16 protein-coding genes and 1 other annotated feature are annotated in these 21,198 nt (G+C 52.3%); of the genes, 8 read left to right on the forward strand and 8 right to left on the reverse strand.

The window, feature by feature from the left end; genetic code table 11:
- Positions 1-192 precede the first annotated feature (192 nt).
- The 3 genes from BUC32_RS01715 to BUC32_RS01725 form a co-directional block, all read right to left on the reverse strand.
- A complete protein-coding gene (locus BUC32_RS01715) occupies positions 193-1,125 on the reverse strand; it encodes a hypothetical protein (protein ID WP_073248798.1) in 933 nt (310 codons plus the stop codon).
- Entirely contained in the window at positions 1,118-3,097 is a 1,980-nt protein-coding gene (locus BUC32_RS20880) for a glycosyltransferase family 2 protein (RefSeq protein WP_245815118.1), read from the reverse strand. Before BUC32_RS20880 ends, BUC32_RS01715 begins: the two co-directional genes overlap by 8 nt.
- Positions 3,098-3,250: 153 nt before the next feature.
- Positions 3,251-4,485, reverse strand: a protein-coding gene (locus BUC32_RS01725) for an IS3 family transposase (protein WP_139280609.1) whose coding sequence is annotated in 2 segments (ribosomal slippage) — positions 3,251-4,191 and positions 4,191-4,485 — 1,236 coding nt in all. Because the reading frame shifts where the segments join, the coding sequence is not laid out codon by codon here.
- Positions 4,082-4,198, reverse strand: a sequence feature (AL1L pseudoknot). It overlaps the preceding gene by 117 nt.
- Positions 4,486-4,898: 413 nt before the next feature.
- Here BUC32_RS01725 and BUC32_RS01735 point away from each other — a divergent pair.
- Genes BUC32_RS01735 through BUC32_RS01745 form a run of 3 tightly spaced genes read left to right on the forward strand, consistent with a single transcriptional unit; the run spans position 4,899 to position 7,113 of the window.
- Positions 4,899-5,603, forward strand: a complete 705-nt coding sequence (locus BUC32_RS01735; RefSeq protein ID WP_073248804.1) for an ABC transporter permease — start codon at positions 4,899-4,901, stop codon at positions 5,601-5,603.
- A gap of 14 nt (positions 5,604-5,617) precedes the next feature.
- Positions 5,618-6,313 (forward strand): ATP-binding cassette domain-containing protein, encoded by a 696-nt coding sequence (locus BUC32_RS01740; protein WP_073248806.1) that lies wholly within the window; start codon positions 5,618-5,620, stop codon positions 6,311-6,313.
- Entirely contained in the window at positions 6,310-7,113 is an 804-nt protein-coding gene (locus BUC32_RS01745) for a substrate-binding domain-containing protein (RefSeq protein ID WP_073248808.1), read from the forward strand. Before BUC32_RS01740 ends, BUC32_RS01745 begins: the two co-directional genes overlap by 4 nt.
- Positions 7,114-7,314: 201 nt before the next feature.
- On the opposite strand, the gene BUC32_RS01750 is transcribed toward BUC32_RS01745, so the two are convergent.
- Positions 7,315-8,928, reverse strand: a complete 1,614-nt coding sequence (locus BUC32_RS01750; protein WP_073248810.1) for a hypothetical protein — start codon at positions 8,926-8,928, stop codon at positions 7,315-7,317.
- A 308-nt stretch (positions 8,929-9,236) separates the two neighbouring features.
- Here BUC32_RS01750 and BUC32_RS01755 point away from each other — a divergent pair, with 308 nt between their 5' ends.
- Positions 9,237-10,205, forward strand: coding sequence for a hypothetical protein (locus BUC32_RS01755; protein WP_073248812.1), 969 nt, complete (start codon positions 9,237-9,239; stop codon positions 10,203-10,205).
- Positions 10,206-10,513: 308 nt separating this feature from the next.
- The gene (locus tag BUC32_RS01760) at positions 10,514-10,849 is read left to right on the forward strand and encodes an aldo/keto reductase (protein WP_245815119.1); all 336 of its coding nucleotides are present in this window, start codon (positions 10,514-10,516) and stop codon (positions 10,847-10,849) included.
- Here BUC32_RS01760 and BUC32_RS01765 read toward each other — a convergent pair.
- Positions 10,823-11,731 (reverse strand): LysR substrate-binding domain-containing protein, encoded by a 909-nt coding sequence (locus BUC32_RS01765; protein WP_083599201.1) that lies wholly within the window; start codon positions 11,729-11,731, stop codon positions 10,823-10,825. The two genes, BUC32_RS01760 and BUC32_RS01765, sit on opposite strands and share 27 nt — an antisense overlap.
- Positions 11,732-11,979: 248 nt before the next feature.
- Between BUC32_RS01765 and BUC32_RS01770 the strand changes: the two genes are divergently transcribed.
- Both BUC32_RS01770 and BUC32_RS01775 read left to right on the forward strand, forming a co-directional pair.
- Positions 11,980-12,909, forward strand: coding sequence for a 2-hydroxyacid dehydrogenase (locus BUC32_RS01770; protein WP_083599202.1), 930 nt, complete (start codon positions 11,980-11,982; stop codon positions 12,907-12,909).
- Positions 12,910-12,911: 2 nt separating this feature from the next.
- Positions 12,912-14,225: an NAD(P)/FAD-dependent oxidoreductase gene (locus BUC32_RS01775; protein WP_175556872.1), complete on the forward strand. Its 1,314-nt coding sequence runs from the start codon at positions 12,912-12,914 to the stop codon at positions 14,223-14,225.
- Between the two features lie 23 nt (positions 14,226-14,248).
- Here BUC32_RS01775 and BUC32_RS01780 read toward each other — a convergent pair whose 3' ends face one another.
- Genes BUC32_RS01780 through BUC32_RS01790 form a run of 3 tightly spaced genes read right to left on the reverse strand, consistent with a single transcriptional unit; the run spans position 14,249 to position 18,286 of the window.
- Positions 14,249-15,805, reverse strand: coding sequence for an acetolactate synthase large subunit (locus tag BUC32_RS01780; protein ID WP_073248819.1), 1,557 nt, complete (start codon positions 15,803-15,805; stop codon positions 14,249-14,251).
- Between the two features lies 1 nt (position 15,806).
- Positions 15,807-16,736, reverse strand: a complete 930-nt coding sequence (locus BUC32_RS01785) for a 2-hydroxyacid dehydrogenase (RefSeq protein WP_083599204.1) — start codon at positions 16,734-16,736, stop codon at positions 15,807-15,809.
- Positions 16,737-16,738: 2 nt separating this feature from the next.
- Positions 16,739-18,286, reverse strand: a complete 1,548-nt coding sequence (locus BUC32_RS01790) for a trimethylamine methyltransferase family protein (protein WP_073248821.1) — start codon at positions 18,284-18,286, stop codon at positions 16,739-16,741.
- Between the two features lie 180 nt (positions 18,287-18,466).
- Here BUC32_RS01790 and BUC32_RS01795 point away from each other — a divergent pair, with 180 nt between their 5' ends.
- Positions 18,467-21,169 carry an AsmA family protein gene (locus tag BUC32_RS01795; protein WP_073248823.1) on the forward strand — a complete coding sequence of 901 codons (2,703 nt, stop codon included), beginning with the start codon at positions 18,467-18,469 and terminating at the stop codon, positions 21,167-21,169.
- The last annotated feature ends 29 nt before the right edge of the window (positions 21,170-21,198 follow it).

Here is a 21,198-nt window from a genome sequence, read left to right on the forward strand (position 1 = left end):
GAGACAAGGGTTGCTTCAATCAAACGATCGGAATGTCTCAAAGAGGGAGATTTGATACCTACCTTCAAAACCTGCTAGCTCCTCCAATTCGTTCTACAGAGTGCCTAATTTTCCTGAGAAGACAGTCATCAATCGGGGTTTTGGTTTTTTCAAGGCAAGACATGATCTTGTTCACCCTTGTTACGGTGGCATCTAACAATCTGGCCATACAAAGCGTACTTGTGGGTTCTCTTCGATAACACCAAGGTCGCGCTCATACATTCGCCCCAAATGAGCCCTTTCATGGTGCGTCCAGGGATCGTAACTGCCAAACTGATCTCCTTTTGGGAATTGCTCCTGCAACTCCAGCCTGTGCTCCAACGCCGATTCCACCCCATCCTTGTGCATGAGTTGCAAAAGCTCGAAAACAGCCCTTCCTGATGCGGTTGGGCGCTTGTTTTTATCTTTTGGCTGTTTGAGGTTTTTCACGTTGATTTCAGGGCCACAAATATTAGACAGCACGCGACCTTCTAACGTGCGAAAATCCTCGTACTTCCAAACAAAAATAGTTGCATCTGGAAAGCACTTACCCATCGATTCAATAACGCTGTGCCAAGCGGGCACATTCTGCATTACCTGTAATCGCATAAGGTTTTCATCAATGATCCATGTGCTCGACACGGACCGAAGATATTCGACGTAAGCAGAAGCAAAAAAATCTGCATAGTTTCGAACGCTTAAATGCAGTTCCTTCACAGTCCACGGAATCTGCGAGGCAAAGGTCTTCAGAAGCTTTTTGTGCCAGCGATAAAGCAGACCTCGTTTGACGCAATGACCGCAGTGGCCAGCTAAGTTTTCGTCTGACAATATGAGCCTGGTGTTGTCTGGCACATTCAGACCATCAAAGAACTCTGTTGTAATCTGGACGAGTTCTTCATCGGAGATAACCGGATCCCACTTCATACCCAACTTAATGTACGTATTGAACTGTGAGGGAACAGTCAGTTTTTTTCGCGTGTCTCTGTGGTGAATGTAATAGGTGCCCTTGCGTTTCAGCATGTTAGAGTTTCGAGCGAGAATTGACTGAATGTGACTGGTCGCCGTCTTGTGGAACCCGCCATGCAAGACAACATAAGGGTCACTCATTCTGTGTTTCCTCTTGGAGTAGTGCCTCCCGATCTACTGGTTGTTCGCCTAGACGATTAACCGTACTCAGCATATCGTGGAACTGTCGCCAAGCTGCATCAGCTTTCAGCGTGTCAATCTTACTGCGATGCCATTTGCATGCATCTTCGTGCAGCTCTGCCAAAACAGGATCAGCCAGTAGTTTTTCAAATTCGTCTTTGGCAGGTTGTAACCGTTTCAAAAGGGACGTGTCTTCAGCCATATTCAAATTCAGGTCTGCCCAATATGCTAAGCCTTGGTCGCGATCAATGTGGTTGGTTCGCCCTCGATCTCTTTTCACCAAAAAGCTTTCTGTAGACCGAACGGCGTAATGGTGTAGCCGAGCGTATGTGTGGCTGAACGCTTTGTGTGCCGACCAACCGGCAGCGAAATACTGCTTTGGCATGATTTGACCGCCTGCGTCTTTCCAAAGAAAGCTGTCGGGTTGTTCGTGAAATTTGGGGCGATGGACGCCTATCTTGAAGATAGCCTCAGAAGGCCTAAATAGCGTTTTCAGCCCCAGTGCTTTGTACTTGGCGCGAAAAGCCTCTTCGGCAGCCCAGGTGAATTGCTCCGTGACAAATTTGTCTTTGTACTCCACCTGCCCACCACAGCCAAAAATCTTCCAACACAGGGAAATGGCATCTGAGTCTCCAACGGCTTTAAAAAGATCGTCTAAATGACCTTGTCCAACCCGAATATTCAGAAATTCATCGCAGTCAGCGCACAATGCCCAGTCGCTTTCTTGATATACCGGCTGCGCAAGCGCACGGCGCAATGCCACACGTTGCGGGCTTGCGCCTTTTTTGAAAACGTTGTCAACGTGTTGCGCGACTCCCAATTGCTCCAAGCGCTTGGCAATTGCATCCGTGCCATCATTGCAGTCGTTCGTGTAAATCAAGAAATCAGTAAATCCAATCGACCGATGATACGCGATCCATTCTAACATGAACGGACCTTCATTTTTCATAGTGGTGACAATTAGCCGTTTGTCGTTCTGGTGATAGTGCGCGGCCGTTATTTTTGGATCCTCGACGTCAGGGAGAGGTGCTTTTTCATCTTCAGTCTCTGTTCGACTATTCAGTTTCCTTTTGCGTTGCATAAACGCACTCGAAACTCTTTCTGCCATTTCAAAGCGCCCAAGCTCTGAATAGTAACTTGCTAAAGCGCCCCTAAACCAAGGTAGTTTTTGTCTTTCACGATATAAATTGTAAAACTCCGTTTTTGTTAACTCGTCAAAAACAGCATGTTTCATTATCGGCTTAAGCGCATCAATCTTTCGCAAGAACACTGCCGTTTTGTGATTTGAGTATCGGCAATTGAACACCCGGATGTTGTCCCCGGAAAAACGCGCAACATGTTTCGAGTCCAGCTCGTGATAAGGGTCATAGAAGATATTCAAGCGTTCCAAGTCAGAAGTATCGCTGGCGGCATCAGATCTGGGAAGTGTCCAATCCTGACGTCGTCCCTTGCTATATCTTGTTTCCCAGGGGACCAAATTGGTGTCGAGCGTACTCTGCGGATTTATTGCGACAACGTGGGCAGACTTTACCAGAGACCCAAATGTAATCGCGGCGAATCCTCCCATGGAAACACCAGCAAAAATGACTCTGTCATAACCGTCAAAGAAGCCATCATCGACTAAGGTTTGCATGCGGTCTATTAGATCGGGATCACGGTACCAATCTCCGACATTCGCCATAATCCCAAGATGAGACACGTTAATGTCCCGAGCAAACTTGAAAGCCCATGGCTCTCTTGCGATGGATGTGTCTCCAACGTTCGAAAGGTTGTCAAATGTAACAAGCAAACGATTTACTGGGCGCTCAACAAACATCAGGGTGTGTCTGAGCTGTTTTTCAATAAACCCGCGCCCAACAACGCCCGGTCTTAATTCATCAATCCAATGCGGATTCCGTAATTCACTAATACTCTTCGGCTGCTTATCCGACATCTTTTCTTACTGCTCCAGCCGTCAACTAAGAATTTTATTGTAGGTGATGAATTTCAAATTAGGTAGAGTGAAGTACAGCCATCCCCCATAATTTGAAATGAAAACAATCTAGGATGAATCGCCCCAGTTTTACCGGAGACCTATAGCTTCATTTTACGCGACCAATTCGAGCACGTCGCGCTGTGCATAGAGGTTCTCTTCAGCCTCTGCTGGCGGGATGTTTCCGATAGGGCCAAGCAGACGTCTATTGTTGACCCAATCGACCCAGCCGAGGGTGGCCATTTCCAAGTCCTGTATGTTGCGCCAGGGACCTTGCTTATGAACCAGTTCGGTTTTGTAGAGTCCGTTAATCGTCTCAGCAAGGGCATTGTCGTATGAATCCCCGACGCTGCCGACCGATGGTTCAATTCCAGCTTCAGCCAAACGCTCTGTATAGCGAATGGACAAATATTGCCCGCCGTGGTCGCTATGATGTATCAGCCCGCTTTCCTGAACAGGTCGTCGATCATGCAAGGCTTGTTCCAGAGCATCGAGGACAAAGTCAGTCTTGGCTGACCTCGATACCCGCCAGCCCACGATACGATCAGCGAACGTATCGATCACGAAGGCCACATAAACAAAGCCCTGCCAGGTTGACACATAGGTAAAATCGCTCACCCACAACAGGTTCGGCGCTGGTGCCCGAAAGATGCGGTTCACCTTGTCACGAGGACAGGGCACTGACGTGTCAGGAACTGTTGTCTTCACCACCTTTCCACGCACGGCACCACGTATGCCGATTTGTTTCATAAGGCGCTGGACGGTGCATCGCGTGACATCAAAGCCCTCGCGCTTCAACTGATGCCAAGCTTTTCGAACACCATAGACCTGATAATTGTCATCCCAAACCCGTTGAACCTCGGGACGCAGCTCAGCGTCTCGCTGGGCACGCCCAGAGGCTTTTGAAGGATCAGCGTAACATGCCAGCCGGTGGTAATATGTCGACGGCGCAATCGGCAGAACTCTGCAGATCGACTCGACGCCGTAAACAACGCGCTGATCTTCAATGAAGGTGATCATCGCTTCAGTGGGCGGTCGAGTTCCGCCTGAGCAAAATATGCTGACGCCTTACGCAGTATTTCATTGGCCTGGCGCAACTCTCGGTTCTCGCGTTCGAGGGCTTTGATCCGGTCCCGTTCCTCGGTCGTCACGCCGTCGCGCATGCCACTGTCTTTTTCGGCCTGCATGACCCATCCCCGCAGCGTTTGCGGAATACAGCCAATCTTGGGTGCAATCGCCGCGATCGCGGCCGCCTGCGTTTCATATGAACCTTGGTGCTCAAACACCATCCGAATCGCACGAACCCGAACCTCAGGCGCATAGCGATTTCCCATTTTGCTTTTTGTCATAACCATCATCCTTTCTTAAGTTGACGGTCTCCGACAAACTCGGGGCGATTCAGACTGCCCATTGTGATGACATTGAGGGAAATGGCTCTCGATGTTCCCGGATTGTTAATCAACAAGGGGCCTCTAGTTTAGTGAGCTGACTGGATCGACCAAGGGCCACCCGGTTTGAAGCTTGTTGCTTTTCCCCGGTTTTTCCAAGAACACTATGAAAAATTTGCGCATTTTGATTGTTATGTCTTGCAGTGTTGAACCCGTTGAAAACCCAACGTTACAATTTGGCCGAACCTAATAATCTGGCGCTCAAAATGATGGCAATTTGGGACATCCCGGATTATTGTATTTACCTTCGGTCCTACTGAGGCTCTTTATGCTGCGATAGGCGAAGGTCACTCGGGAAAGAGGCAAGCACGAACATGGCGGATATTTGGGACGGGCTGTCCCAGGCTTGGTTGCTCCTGATAGGGCTTGATCCAGACCTCGTTGAGATCATCTTACGGTCGCTGCATGTGACCCTCACCGCTTTGGTGATTGCGTCGGCAATCGCCTTGCCACTTGGGGCCTTGTTGGCGGTTCGCCGCTTTCGAATTCGCCGCCTGACAATCGCGGTTTTGAATGCGTTGATGGGCCTTCCTCCGGTTGTTGTCGGTTTGATCGTCTACATTTGTCTGAGCCGATCCGGCCCGTTTGGGGTTTTTGGACTTTTGTTCACACCGACAGCGATGACCATTGCACAGGTCATAATTATTGTACCGCTGATTGCTTCAATCGCCCATCAGGCCTTGCGCGAATTATGGTCGGACTACCACGATCTGTTGATCTCGTTGAACACCACCCATTTTCAAAGAATGATGGCTTTGCTTTGGGACGGCAGGCGGGCATTGCTGACCGCGTCTCTGGCTGGTTTTGGGCGCGCAATCGGTGAAGTCGGCGCCATTATGGTGGTCGGCGGCAATATCGACCACCACACGCGGGTTCTGACCACGGCTATCGCTTTGGAGACAGGCAAAGGCGATTTTGCACTGGCGTTGGCGCTGGGTTTTGTTCTGATTGGAATGGCCATCGCTGTAAACCTGACGATCCACTGGTTGACGCAAACCGAGCAGGAGGGGCGCTGGTGAGCGAACTGTTTCCTATGATTGCACAAAGTGCGATCTCTCGCAGGCGTGGCAAAGTGCTGATCGGCCCGGTTGATCTGACCTTGGAGGGCCATGGTATCACGATTGTTATCGGCCCAAACGGGGCGGGCAAAACGTCATTGTTGCGGATGTTGCATGGTATCGCGCGCCTGAACGAAGGCAGCATCGTTTGGGCCTGCGACCAGGAAGAGGCGCGGCAAAGGCAGGCATTTGTGTTTCAATCGCCCGTCATGTTGCGTCGTTCTGTTCGTGATAATCTGGCCTATCCGCTTCGGCTGATTGGCGAGACGCGGGCCGAAGCCGGGAAACTGGCCGAAGGCATGGCTGAAAAGGTTGGTCTGACCTATGCGCTGTCACGACCTGCAACGGTCCTTTCAGGTGGTGAGCGGCAAAAGCTTGCGCTGGGGCGTGCTTTGATCCGTTCGCCGGATGTGCTGTTTCTGGATGAACCTTGCGCGTCGTTGGACGGACCTGCCATGCGCGACGTCGAAACCATTCTGAAAAATGCCGCAAATGATGGCACACGTTTGATTATGTCGACCCACGATATGGGGCAGGCACGGCGTCTTGCCACCGAAGTTCTGTTCTTACTTGGCGGCAAGATTCACGAACAAGGCGACGCTGCACAGTTTTTTGAACAACCCAAAACTGCGATGGCAAATGCGTTTTTGAATGGGGACATTGTCGAATGAGAGCATTTTTTACTGGCATAGTCGCCGCGGCCGCAATCTCCGGAGCCTGCTGGGCTGATGACATGAAAATGGCCGTTACAACCTCATTTCACAATTCAGGCTTGTCTGACGTCCTGCTGCCGGCAATCAAAAATGATCTGGGCCTTGAAGTGCAACTTCTTGTTGTTGGCACGGGGCAGGCATTGCGTCTGGGAGAGGCCGGGGATGTGGATGCCATTCTGGTGCATTCGAAAAAGGCTGAAGAGACCTTTCTGGCAGGTGGCAACGGCACACATCGCCGCGAAATCATGTATAATGATTTTGTCTTTATCGGCCCTAAATCGGATGTCGCCGCTGTAGGGCGCGCGGATAATGCGATCGATGCGCTTCAGAAAGTGGCAACCGCCGAGGCAAATTTTGTTAGCCGGGGAGATGACAGCGGGACTCATAAGAAAGAGCTAAGCCTTTGGGAAAATGCCGGACTTGTGTCTGAAGAGTTCGGAAGCTGGTATCGATCTGTGGGTGCAGGCATGGGGGCCGCATTGAACACGGCCTCGGGTATGAACGCCTATATCATGTCAGATCGGGCAAGTTGGTTGAACTTTGGCAATCAAGGTGATCTTGCACTGCTCTATTCGGGTGACCCGACTTTGTTCAACCAATATGCCTATATTCCGGTGAGTCCTGAAAAACATGGCCATGTGAAAAACGATCTTGCTTTGAAGTTGGAGAATTGGTTGGTTTCCGACACAGCCAAAGATCTGATAAACACATACACGATCAATGGCGAAACGCTGTTTGTTTTTAATGCCAAACAGTAAACCAGTCTAACTTTGGACCAATCTGCCGGACACCACGTCACGCCCATGGTTGTGTGACGGTGTGCCCTAAGCCCTTTGATATTTAAACAATGCGCCGTCCCAGCGCCCTAGGGCAATGCTTAGGCGCTTGCGTGCGATTGTGTCCGGGTGTTGCGGCAAGCCAAAATCATTCAGGTTGCTCTTTGCAAGTTTTAAACAGGCTTAGTGATTTCTGCGAAGGTTGAATTGCTTTGTCAGACCAAAGGCAAACCGGGTGTCGTCTTGAGAGACCATTGTACCGTGACCATAGCGCCCAATCGCGTTCGTTGCTGAGAGATCAAGACTCCACCCGGCGTCTGCCAGATCGTACCGCAAACCCGCTGCCCAGGCCGGAGTGCGGCCATCCGATACAGGGGTGACTTCACCTATCAACTGAAGACCATCTGCTATCTCATAGTTTACACCCAGTCCCAGGCCCAGAATGGTTGTATTTCCGAAAGCAGCGGCTTTGGGTTCTACATGAAACGTCAAACGGTCATCGACGTCAAAGCTGGCTGGTGTCGCAAAATAAAGTACGCCAACATCAAGTGTCTCTAAATCGCGGCCACCGAGAACTCTGAGCGACCAGGAAAACGGACTGCCGTTGTTCTGGTCAAGCACACGAATACGCCCTCCGAGCATCCAGCGCGCAGAATTCGGCGTGGGGTCATCGACAACAGTCAAAGACCCATCGTTAGAATAGTCTTCGATTATGGCGTCGATCTGAAAATCCTGCTCCAGACCAATAGATGCAACAAGAGCATAATTTCCATCCGTACCACCAGAAGCTGACAGCCTCAGCGCGCCAGGTTCAAGTACGCTGCCAGTGCCAACTGTGAAGCCGTCCTGCTGCAATCCCAAATCGCGCAAGGTCACCGGTGCAAGCGGTGTCGGGCGGTAAGTATTGCTTAACTTCTGGCCCGGCGTGTAGAGAACACGCAGGCCGAAAAGTGGTTCATCGCCGTCAGGATAGAAGGTCAGGATGCTGGTTGCCGGTGATACGCCGATGCCGTTGGTGACATAGCCTTCCAGCGCAACTTTGGGGGTGAATGCATAGCGCATGCCCGCAGTGTAGACGAGTTCCTTGGTGATATTTCGGTTGGAATCAATCGTATTGCCACCGCTCAGAGGTGTGGAAACCTGGGCAAATGTCTGCAGCCGGTCCGAGTTTTTCCAAGTGAATCCGGCACCGACGCTGGCAACGGTCCCGTAATACGGAATACCGTTAAGGTCGTCTGGAAACACCGATACGCCGGGCGTCAGGTGAAATTGCAAATTTGGTCTAGCAGTATAGGTGATCGGCATCTGGAAAGATCCGATGAAATTGCTGGCATCAGATACGTTCGTTCCAAAATGCTGAGTTCGAAATTCCAAATACTCAAGCGATGCCTGCGCAGCAATCTGCCATTGAGAGGTGTTTACAAATCGATATTTGACGCTGGCGCCATAGGTGAGAAAACGCGTTGGGTATTGGACACCTAGGATTGGCTTTTCAGTGATGTCCTCGATTACCTGAGTTGTAAAGCCAAGTTGGAAATCATCCGTGATGGCATAGTCCAGCGCCCCGTAATACAGTTGGCTTCCGGTTCCGCTGCCGCTCCCAATCGTCTGGTGGGTGCCCGCGTGAAGCAAAAAAGTATTGTCCGGCAAAGTTTCGGCGGTCTCGAAATTCACGAACCGGGTGCTGAAGCCTTCCAATGGCGTTTGGGCCAAAACCAAAGACGATGAAAACAACAAAGAAGTGGCGGCTGTAATAGCCGTGCGGCGGATCGTTGAATTCAAGAATGTCTTCGGCATTGAAATGGAAACTCCAAAAAATTTGCAGACCTCGTCCCGATGAAAAACTATGGGTCCGATCTCTGTGTTCCTTTATTGCCCTGAACTTATCAAATACCGCAAGCATTGTGTGCCACTTCACCAAAGAAAATGGCCGATGTGACACTGTGAAATGCGAAAAACTGGGCGCCTTCCAAGATGTCCGTGCCATGGGATTGGGTGGGGCGCGACAGATTGATCTGACGGCATAATTCCCCAAGAAACCGTGTCTTGGCTTGCAATGTCGGTCGGGCTGTCAGATAGATTTGTTAACATAGGCAGGAGGGCCCATGTCGCAATTAGCTGAGCCAATTGACCTGGTCTATACATGGGTCGATGATAGCTTTCCGGGCTATCAGGAAACGCTGAATGACTATGTGTCTGACAAGCATGACAGCAACCCCAATCGTACGCGCGACAATCTTGATATTATCCGGTATTCCTTGCGGTCCACTGCGAAAAATCTAAAGGGTATCCGTCGAATTTACTTTGTCAGCTGTCGGCCACAAGTCCCAGCCTGGCTCAATGTGGATCACCCTCAGATCGAAGTGGTGCATCACGACCAAATTATGTCGCAAGATATCTTGCCAACGTTCAATTCATTCTGCATCGTCAGCCATTTACACCTTCTGCCGGGCATTTCACGGCGATTTTTGTACATCGAAGACGACATGCTGGTGATGTCGCCTGATCTGTTGCCCGCGCTATTTGCCCCCGACGGCATGCCTTATGCTCATTTTAAGCCCTTGCAGGTTCAGACGCTGGACAAACTGGATCCTGTGAAATCAAGCCCTTGGAACCTGTCTCTGGCAACCGCTAACCAGGCGCTGTCACAACGATTTGGATCTGAGCCGCGCAATCACATCATTCACGGCCCTCAAATTATGGACACCGAGTCCTGCGAGGCGATGTGTCGGAACTATGCAGAGCTCATAGACAAAACCCGCCATTCCCGATTTCGTGCCGGAGACAACGTGCCGCCTGAATGGTTGTCGCGTCATCTCGCGGTTGAGATCGGAGCCGCCGTTAAAGCAGATTGGTCGCTCAGCCGGAAGATCCAAGGCTATGTGAGCCTTGAGAATTTTGCACCTTGGACCTGGTGGCAACTGAAGTGGGTCAACAGGCGCAAACCCTTGAGCATAACGTTGAACGACAGTTTTGAAAGTACGCCGAACCCACGAGTCGAGGCGATGGTGCGCACGCAGCTTGAGCAATGGTTTCCGGAACCTTCTCCCTTTGAGATAGAAGACTCGGTCTAATTCGGATTGGCGATTTGCAAATGCTGGCTCAGGCGTAATTTGCAAACTTTGAGCCAATATGGATTTGGGTCGGTGTGAACCTGAATGCAAAGTAGAGTGACAGGTCACAAAAAATCTGTGGTGGTTCGTTGGTTGATCTTCTACCGTTTTCACCGGAAATGCAGCCGATCTCAAAGTGCCCGGTTTGGGGTGCAAGCACGGCCGCTTCACCGGAACTTCGGACACTGAATTTGATGGATTTGAACGCCCGCATTTTTAGAAGCTGTTTTTGCTACCTGGAAAAGAAAAATAGCAAGGACAAATCCCAAATGAAACAGCGCAAACTGGGTCTAGACGGCCCCTTGGTCAGCGTGGTTGGTTACGGATCAATGCCATTCACGAACTTCTACGGCCCCGCGACGGATGAAGGCTCGGCGACCATTCCGGGTGCCTGTGTGGACCTTGGCATAACGCATGTCGATACGGCCAATATCTATGGAATGGGACGTGCAGAGACAGTAATCGGCGATTGGTTGAAGCAACGCGTTGGACCTCCGCCCTTTACAATCCAATGTCCGGTTCCAACAGAGCATCATTGCTCATTAGCTGACCCTCAAGTAGCCAGCCCGGTCAAGGGCTCAACCTTTGCAAAGCTCAGACAATAGCCAAACGCGAAAATCTTCGACGACCTTAGAATATGTAGCACCTTCAGGTTGGCACAAATAATAGCCGTGTTGAGGAAGCGGTTCGGTATCCAGGGCAGGCACCAGAATTTTGCTATCGATGAACTGTTGCATCAAAGGGGCCCCGAGCAGGCCAACGCCCTGCCCATCCAAAACCGCCTGAACAAAGTTGATGTAGGAATCAAATGAACTCATCCTCAGCCCGGTTTTCAGGGTTTTGCCCATATCCCGAAAGTAATTTGGCCACGAAGATGATGGATCATAAGCGGATTCGAAATCCAACAAGGGGGCCTTGGTCAACTCTTCGATGTCTTCGAACGGTCCGTGATCCTGCAGAAACTTTTGACTGCACAGCGGAGAAATCATCTGTCGACGCAATAGGGTGCTTGTCGCCCCAGGCCAGTTTCCAGTGCCATAACGAATGGCCAGATCAACATCGGATTTGGCAAGGTTGATCACATCCTGTGAGACTAGGAGCCGGAAATCCACCAAGGGCTCTAACAGGCGATAGCGACCGATGTTGGGCATGATCCAATAGGTCGAGACCCCAGACGTGGTGGCCAGTGTCACAAGCTGATCGTCGGTCGTGTTGTTAATCGCCTGAATTTCTTCGGCAATTGACTGAAACCCATTGAAGATAACTCGTGCCAGCCGACGCCCGGCGCGGGTGAGTTCTATGCGGCTTTGGTGACGCAGAAATAGCTGGATGCCTAAAAAGCTTTCTAACTGGCTAACCTGACGAGAAACCGCGACCCGTGTGACATTCAGTTCTTTTGCCGCTTCGGTAAAGCTGAGGTTGCGGGCAGCTGCTTCAAACGCCAACAAGGACCTTGGAGAAGGTAGTTTTCTGAAACCGAGTGCCATGGGCCATCCTTGCGACGAGAAGTTTCTGCGGTAAATCGGAATACCCAGCGTAACTCAGGGTTACGCCAAGCGCGACTTTTATTAAGTCGTTTGATCCAGAATACTATGCCAGTGTTCGGCAACCACGATGCCTGAAGCAAGCCCCAAAGCGGTGCATGGCCGGACATCGATACGCGGATCAACGCCCGGACGGCGGTTTGACGGAACATTTTTAGCGCTGGTTCATCAGTCAAAGGAAAGAACAACCAATGGCAATCTATTTTCACTGGACTGGATCGTCGATTGATCTGTGGCAATCTGTTTTGCAGGAAATGGGCATCGAATCACCATTTTATACGTCGGATCAGACGTTTGATCCTGCTGAAATCGAATATGCAATTGCCTGGGCACCTCCGGCGGGTCAACTCAGTCGGTTTGACAATCTGCGATATGTTTTTTCTGTTGGGGCTGGCGTGACACACATCACTGAAGATCCCACGTTCAACCCGGAAATTCCGGTGGTCCGACTTCAGGATGACATGCTGGTGCAGGATATGTCAGGGCACATTTTGCATTGGGCTCTGCATTTCCATCGCCACTATCATCGTTACGCTCAGTATCAGAGACAAAAGAAATGGTTGCGGCATGGCTATCCGGAAAACAGCGAACGCCGCATCGCGATTTTGGGGCTGGGGCAAACCGGTTTGGATGCCTGCGTTCGCCTCCGGGATCTTGGGTTTTCTGTAACTGGTTGGAGCCAGAGTCCTAAAACACTTGATGGAGTTACCTGTTTGCATGGTGACGCAGCACTTCAGACCGTTGTGTCCGGTGCTGACATTCTGGTCAATTTGCTGCCCCTTACACCAAAGACCACAGATCTTTTGAACAAGGCCGTTTTTGACAAAATGCCGGCGGGTGGCTTTGTCATCAACTGCAGTCGGGGCGCCAGCATCACCGACGAAGACCTGATTGCCGCGCTGGACAGCGGGCATCTTGAAGCGGCGGCATTGGATGTGTTTCGCACCGAACCATTGCCGGAAGACAGCCCTTATTGGATGCGTCCAGACGTGCATGTCACACCGCACGCAGCTGCTCCGACCAACGAAAAATCCGCCGCGCGTTTCATCTTAGGCAACATTCGCAAAGTGCTGGATGGCGGCATCCCGGCCCCAATCGTTGATTTGTCGCGCGGATATTAATGATGTTGCAGGCCAAGGTTATTCCCAAACACACCGACAGTAATGGCTGGTGGCATATCCTGCCAGCGGTGGCGGCCCCCAATGTTCTGCAAGGGGCGCACAAGGTCCGTACCGTTGTGATTGGTGCAGGTGTTTGCGGTATCGCGACGGCTTTTCGATTGGGCGAAATATGCCCGAACGATGAGACCATTCTTCTTGAAGCAGAACGCGCCGGTTTCGGAACTTCGGGGCGTAATGCTGGGTTTATGCTGAATGTTCATTCGCATGGCCCCCCCAAGAGGTTGGAAATTTTGCGTCGCAATATGCAGCTTTGGGCGTCCGGGCTGGAAGACTTGCGCCGCCGGGTTAATGAATTTCAGATTCCTTGTGACTGGAGCGAGGCAGGAAGATTCTATGGAGCTGCCGGGCCAGATGGTGAAAAGCACATTGACGAGATCGCCGAGACCCTTGGCCAGCTTGGGCTTGAACACCGCTGGCTGGATCAATCTGAAATGCAAACCCGTATTGGGACAGGTTTTTATCAACGCGGGTTGTTTACTCCGGGAAATGCGCTGGTGAATCCGGCGGCTTTGATGAAGGGCTGTGCCGCCTATCTGCCGCGCAATGTGACGATGTTCGAAGAAACACCTGCTCAGTCTATTGCTCGACGGGGGGACGGGTTTGTCGTGACCACGCCCAAGGGTGTTGTGACTTGCGATCGGGTGGTTCTAGCGACCGGCGTTTTCCTGCGTCACTTTGGGGTGGCCAAAGGCCGCTATGTGCCGATGGCAACTTATGGCAGCCTCACCGGCCCTTTGACGGATGAGCAATTGGCGCAGATAGGAACATCCGAGCCATTTGGCTTGCTGGGTGGCTCCGAGTATGGCGCCACAATCCGGCTTATGAAGGATCGACGGTTGTTCGTGCGCAACCATTTCCACCATGCCCCCAAAAAATCGCTACCTGGGGGAACGGTTCTGGGGCCCATTGCCGATATGCATCGTCGCTCTATGGCCGCACGCTGGCCGGGGCTGGCGGACGTGCCCTTTGAGCACAGCTGGGGCGGCATAATGGCCTTTACCTGGAACGATGGCGCCATTTTTGGAGAAGTTGACTCGGGTATTTTTGCGGTCTTGACCAACGACGTGTCACCGATGACGCGTGGCACAGCCAGCGGTCGGCTGCTGGCGGACTACATGGAAGGGCGTGACAGTGATCTGCTGCAACTCCAGCTTGGTATAGATGAAGCCAAACGCCTGCCACCACGTCCATTTCTGGATGTCGGAATCGCTTATGAACGGGCCAAACTGCGCTGGGTCGCCAAACAGGAATTCTAGGAAATCCCATTCGCGCTCCAGATTTAGTCAACCGGTTGCAATGCGGCTTCGATCAGAACCGGGCCGGGTGTCGCCAGCCCTTTGCGCAATTCGAAGTCCAGTTCCTCGGCTGTTTCGCAGCGCAAACTGTCAACGCCATAGCCTTTTGCCAGAGACACCCAATCCAAACGAGGATCATCCAGTTCCAAAAGCGGATTCCTTGGCCCGTCTGGCTTCATTGCGCCAACGCGGTACATTTCACCCTTTAGAATCTGATAGCTGTGGTTCGCACATATCACGATGGTCACATTCAATTTGTGGCGGGCCATGCTCCACAGTACTTGATGGGTGTAAGATGCGCTTCCGTCGCCGCTGATACACAGAACGGGGCGATCAGGGCAGGCAATCGCGGCACCAAGTGCCAGAGGCAGGCCTGCTCCGATGGATCCACCAACATTGGTGAGATAGTCATGTTGTGGGCACCCGCCGATTGTGGCCAAGAGCGCGCGTGTTGTGGTGACGCCCTCTTCGGCAAGTATCATCCCTTCCTGCATTGCGTTGGCGACCGTTCGCATCAAAGTATCTGTGGTCAGTGGCCCGGATGCGGGGTCGGGGACCGGGGTGGGGTCTTCGACAATGGCATCGCCGCCAGTCTGGTCTGCGATGTAGTGTAATGCGGCCAAGACATCCTCTCTTGGAGTTACTACATTCAAAAGATCTGCCGTTTCCGGCACCACGCAGCTTGGCTTGCCGGGATAGGCGAAAAATGCGACCGGTTCGACCGCGCCAATCATCAGCAATTGTTCATAGGAGGCCAGCATCTCAACTGCGGCTTCGACAGGGAAAGGAATGCGCTTTGTCGCTGGCAAGCCAGCGCCGCGCTGAACCCGGGCCGAGGCATAGGGGAAAAACAATGTGGCCCCTGTGGCCGCAGCGATTTGCCCGGCGAGTTTCAATCCTTCACCATAAAGAGCTTCGCGTCCGACAATGAGGCCGGTTTTGCGGCCATTTTTCATAACCCCTATTGCGGCATCAAGAATTGCCGGATTGACCTTTTCCCGCTCGACCGAAAAGGCAGGCGTTTTGCCCTTGCGATCGCTCCAGGCAATATCTGCGGGGACAATCAAAGAACTGATCTGACCACCATGCGAAACGGCAGCTGAAATCGCCTCGCTGGTGTCCGTGCCAAGAGAGGTCGGCTCTGCCACCGTCCGGATCCACTGGGAATAGGGTGCTGCGGTCCCTTCGATGTCAGAGTTCAGGGGGGCGTCATATTGCTTGTGAAACGTGGTGTGGTCGCCGATGACGTTGATCATTGGTGTGCCCGCCTTTTTGGCGTTGTGAATGTTGGCCAGACCATTGGCCAATCCGGGCCCAAGATGCAGCAAGGTGGCCGCTGGTTTGCCCTTCATCCGCCCGTAGCCATCAGCGGCCCCCGTGGCACCGCCTTCAAACAGGCAAAGTACTTTTTCGATTTCGGGATAGTCCGCTATGGCCGCTGTCAGGTGCATCTCGGAGGTTCCAGGATTTCCAAAAATCGTGTCCACACCTGCCTCGAGCAAGGCGTCCAACATCAAATGAGAACCGGTTTGCTTTGTCATGTTAGTATCCTGCTTGCACATTCACACTGTGCGCCGGAACATCGCCTTGTTCCAGTCGCAAGATGTCGTTGGCGATTTGCCGCGGTGCGCTGTCCTGATTTGTGGGGCCCGCAGCATGAGGCGTCATGTTGATTTTGGGGTGATTCCAAAAGGGATCGTCCAGGGGCAGGGGCTCAGTGTTGAACACATCCAGCGTCGCTCCGGCCATTCTGCCGCTATCCAAAGCAGCGATCAGGGCGTCATTGTCCAACACATCTCCGCGGCCCATGTTGATCAGCGCTGCGCCCGTGGGCAGCATTGCCAGGTTTTCGGCGTCCAAAAGGCCAGCAGTTTCATTGGTTGCGGGTAACATATTGATGAGGATTTCCGACCGGTTCAGCACCTGATCGAGTCCCTCTGAGCCATGAAAGCATTTCACATCGACGAGGTTTTTGGGCGAGCGACTCCAACCGGCGACATCAAATCCCATGCCCGCCAATTTCAATGCAATTTGACCGCCAATGGCCCCCAGCCCCAAAATACTGACTTTGCGCTGGGCTGGCGTCAGAACAGTTTGTCTGTCCCATGTATGTTGCACCTGATGGATGCGGTAGAGATCAAAATGGCGGTGATAATGCAGAACCCAGTAACAGGCATAAAGCCACATATCCTGAACCGAGACGTCATCTACCAAGCGCACCACAGGTACAGCTGCGGGCAGATCAGGGTCACGCAGAATATGCGAAGCACCGGCCCCGATGGAAATGATCCCTTTGAGGTTCGGGTACGTCTGTAACTCTCCCAGCGGAGGCAACCAAACCAGCGCATAGTCTATGTCCGCTTTGTTCGGGACGTTGGGGTATACATGAAACTTCACGTCGCCCAGATGCTTGGCCAAATCTGCGGCCCAACGGTTCGTATCGCCGCCTTCCCAGACAAATAGAATGTCCATTGTCAAAACTGCCCTGCGTTGATCTCTGTTTCGCGACGGCCGACAAAACTGCGCAACTCTTCGCGTTTGGCCTCATCAAGGGTCGGTGGCTCTTGCTCATAGCGATCCAGCATTGAGCGGCACCAGTCGCGACCACGTTCACCGACAGTCTTGGACCCGGTTGCGATCCAGCTTTCAAAGCGTTCATTGTCTTGCACTTCGTCCAGAAAGGGCAGATTTTCGCGGGTGTAATCCTCGTTAAAGAAATGTCCACCGGGCCCAATCTTGGCCAAATCGTCCAGCACAAGATCCATGTCATCAAATCTGACACCTTTGAGCATGGTGTAAAAACTTTGCAATTGTTGGCCATCGGCGGCCAGCTTGCCCAGCGACACACACAACGACCCTTCCAGAGTGCCACCGCAATGAGTGAGTAGATTGCACCCACCCAAAATGGCCGGATAAACCTTGAGGATCGAGTCGTAACCGGCATAAAGGTCCTCTTGTTTTGCGCCGGTCTTTGCCCCGTTAGTGCGCCATGGAATGCCATAGTAGCGCGCCATTTGACCGTAGACATACATGGTCAAAGCCACCTCAGGAGAGCCAAAGGTCGGCGATCCGGTTTTCATGTAGACGCCCATTGGGGCCACCCCCATCACAGCGCGCGAACCGGGACGGATAATTTGCGTAAAGGCCACGCCCGCGAGCGCTTCGGCGACAATCTGGGCGGTTCCTGCCAAGATATGAACCGGGCTTGAGGCGCCATAAAGAACGAACGGCGATAAAAGCATCGCTTGGTTGTGGGCGGCGTAGATCCGAAGCGCCTCAAGCTGAGTCTGATCCCAAACCAAAGGCGAATTGCAGTTGAATATCGCCGTCATGGCGACGTTCTTATCCAAATAGTCCTTACCAAAAACAATCTTTGCCATCTCCAGGCTATCACGCGCCTGATAGGCGGATTGCGGCGATCCCATGATTGGCTTGTCTGTGGTGTTAAAGCTGGATTCGACCATATGCAGATGGCGAACCGGCACATCAACGTCCATTGGTTCCAGCGTGTAGCCACCGTTGTAGTGGATCGCTGGATTGACCTGATGCAACTTCATGATGGTGCGCATGTCGTCGGCTGTGGCCTGACGGCGAACCCCGTTCAGGTCAATCAGATTGGGGGTGCCATAGGCGGGGCCAAAGATCATGTTTCGGCCGCCCACTTTGACCGAACGATCCGGGTTGTGCGCATGATAATCAAATTCTGACGGCACTGTAGCGATTAGCTTGCGGATCAACTCGCGCGGAATGCGTACCCGATGGCCGTCGACATCCGCACCGGCATCTGCCCAGATTTTGGCTGAGATGTCGTCGCGAAACTCAACACCAATTGTTTCCAAAATCCCCATGGCGTGATCGTCAATTGCCTCCAGCCCGTCTTGCTTAAGGATTTCATAAGTCGGGATATTTCTGATCGCATTTGGCAAATAAACAACCGGCCCCCGAAGGCGGGATTCACGTCGGGCAGCAGCGCCGCCACTCCTTCCGGAACGCTTGCTGCGGGGTTTAACTGGGTCTGCCATATGATTTCTCCCTATGGTGCCATCCTTTCTGGTTACGGGTCTGGCCACAACGTCACTAATACTTGCGGCTTAGCGTAACGTGAAGTTACGAGCGACGGGAGCAGGTTAGTCCCGGCTTGGATTTGGGGGCACCGTGGGTTCGACATTGCTCTTACACAAGGAGAATGGCATCCTTGTCTCATGAGTATTTTGAAAAAGCTGATTTTTTGGGTGGCTGGCCTTCTGGCGGCTGCGTTCTGTGTGGCGTGGCTATTACTTTCGTCTTCGGTTTTGGCCGGACCACGCGCCACCCTGACAGAGTGGTTGATCAGCCGTGAAACCGGTCAGACAATCGAAATCAACGGTGGTGTTTCTATCGATCTGGGGTCGATTGTGCGCGTGTCCGCAAAAGGTCTGAGAGTGCCCGGCAAAATGGGTGTGGACGATGATCTGGCCAATGTCACATCTCTGGATTTCGATGTCGCGTTGAGCGAATTAGTCATGGGTGATCTACAGCTAAGCCAGGTTGTGTTGGATGGTGCTGATATCATGCTTTCGGTCGACAAAGACGGAACTCCGTCCTGGCCAATTGCCCAACAACCTCAGGACATGGCGGAGAAATACAAGCAAACTGGCGCACTAAATCCCGGCGCTGCCCTATCCAACATTCTTTCAGATCATAGACTTCAGATGTTCAACTCGGGCATCAGTTTCCGTGATGCAAAGTCTGGATTTGAATTTGATTTACGTTTGACGGACCTTGGCCTTAGCAGGCAATCGGCGTCAGCACCGATTGATCTGAAAGCAACTGGCATGCTGAACGGTCAGGCTCTTGATCTGAGCGGGGAATTTTCGCCAAACGCACCTTTCAAAGGCCAGCTGTCTTTTGAAAGTATCCAGATTGATGCCACAGGAACTCCGGATCAGCAGGGGTACGAGGCCGGTTTCCGAACAGCAATAAACGCATCGATCGATGACTTGCAGCAGTTGCAAAAAATCCTGCTGCTCGATGATGTTCTGGAAGGTACGGCGCATGCCAATGCGGAAATTGTCTATGAAGACGGGAAGCTGTTCGTTGGCAATGCCGATGCGCTGATATCTCTGATCGGCGGACAAAGCGTTGTTCTGGCACGCACTTTGGGCCCATCAGGCGGTCCGGGCGATGCTACTTTGGACACGACAATACGGCTTTTCCCAGAAGACAATGAGCCACCCGCAACAACCGTACGTCGGGACTTGAAGTTGGTCAGCATCTATATGCAGCTTGCTAATCGCATTGATGATGTTCCTTTGCGAAAAATGGTCATCGCAACAAATGGGATGGTGATCGACACCGCTGGGGTTGGCCCCCCACCCATCACAGTTTCGGATGTTTCACGCAGTCAGGATGGATTGCTTCGCCTTGGGGATGTGGTGTTTCGGATCGGCCCAACGGATGCACCCTTTTTGGTCCTGCAAGGGGCCGTCAATGACGCGCTTCAGATGGCTCAGGTTGATGTTGAAGGGGACTTAACCTTACCTCTGGCCAGCTTGCTGTCTCCTGAAATATTTCAGGAGTCAGGCGTGCTTGGGCAGGTTTCCGGGGGGTTTCGGCTGACTGGCAGCAGAGACATGCTTGTTCTTTCGGATTTGAAAGGTGATTCAGGTGATGCCGATCTTTGGCATTTCGATGTCAGTGGGTCAGTTGGCGACATACTCACATTGAATGATATCAATGTTCAGGTGACAGCCAGAGTACCTTCGGGGTCTGACTTACTGACCGCTTTGGAACTCGAACCGATTGATACCGGGGCTGTGAAAATTGACGCCAGCCTTGTCAGTCAGGAAGCCGACTGGGACGCGTTGGCAACTGTTGCAGTTTCTGACTCGGAATTGATTTTTGATGTGTCACTGGATGCCGCAATCCCCAATCCGATCGTGCGGGGCAGCGTGACAAGTGACCTGATCCAAGTGAACCATATCCGCGATATCGTGGCCGCGGTACTTCAGATTGGTCGGCTAGGTGATATTGAAAGCCAGTCGAAACAAGCCGCCGATGCGGACGGCAACGAAGATCAAGCGGGGCCGGTGACCTCGGGCAGTGGGCCGTTTCGCGACGTGACTTTGCAGCCTCTGGGGCGGGCCATCTTGTTGTCGGGGATGGACTTGGCCATCGGAATTGATCTGAAGAAAATCGAAGGCGACAAAGGCTCGACCAGCCTTAAAAGCGATCTTTTGCTGGATGGCAGCAAAGCCCAGCTGGGGCCAGTGGAATTTGCCTATGGCGGAGGCCAGTTTAACCTGACAGGCAAAGTGGATCTTAAGGAAAATCCGGAGATATTACAGATCGCAGGGTCGACGGGTGGCTGGGATTTGGGAAAAATCATGCAGTCGTTGAAATTCAAAAAAGGTGTCAGTGGAATTCTAAACGCCAACCTTGAACTGTCGGGGGATCATGCGTCGGTACAAGATTTCATGAAAACCGCGCAAGGTTGGGCGACGGTATCGATGCGCAAAGGTAGTATCGAAACGCAACTATTGGATATCGCCGGGCTTGGCGTTCTGCCTTGGTTGTTTTCCAAGGGCAAAGGCGACCGGGCGCCAATCGTTTGTTTGCGCGCCCCTATGCATGTTTCCAATGGCAGGGTGTCCTCAAAGGAGATTGTGGTTGAAACCGACATGGTTCAGATCGTCGTTTACGGTGACGTCAATCTCGGTAAGAAAACGTTGGATATCCATGGTCAGCCCCGCCGTATTGGCAAGCCTCTGTCGCGTAGCCCATGGCCGTTTTCTGTTTCAGGCGCGCTGGCTGATCCGAAAGTCAAAGTCAAAGACGGTCCACGCAGAGTCAAACGCAAGGACGGGGCCTCGACCATGCCCGCGCAGCGCAAGCTGTGCATCGCTGATATTTTGCAGTTGAAATAGGGCCCAATAGCCATCGGCGACCATCTGGC

Source organism: Shimia gijangensis (assembly GCF_900142085.1).
Lineage (GTDB): Bacteria > Pseudomonadota > Alphaproteobacteria > Rhodobacterales > Rhodobacteraceae > Shimia > Shimia gijangensis.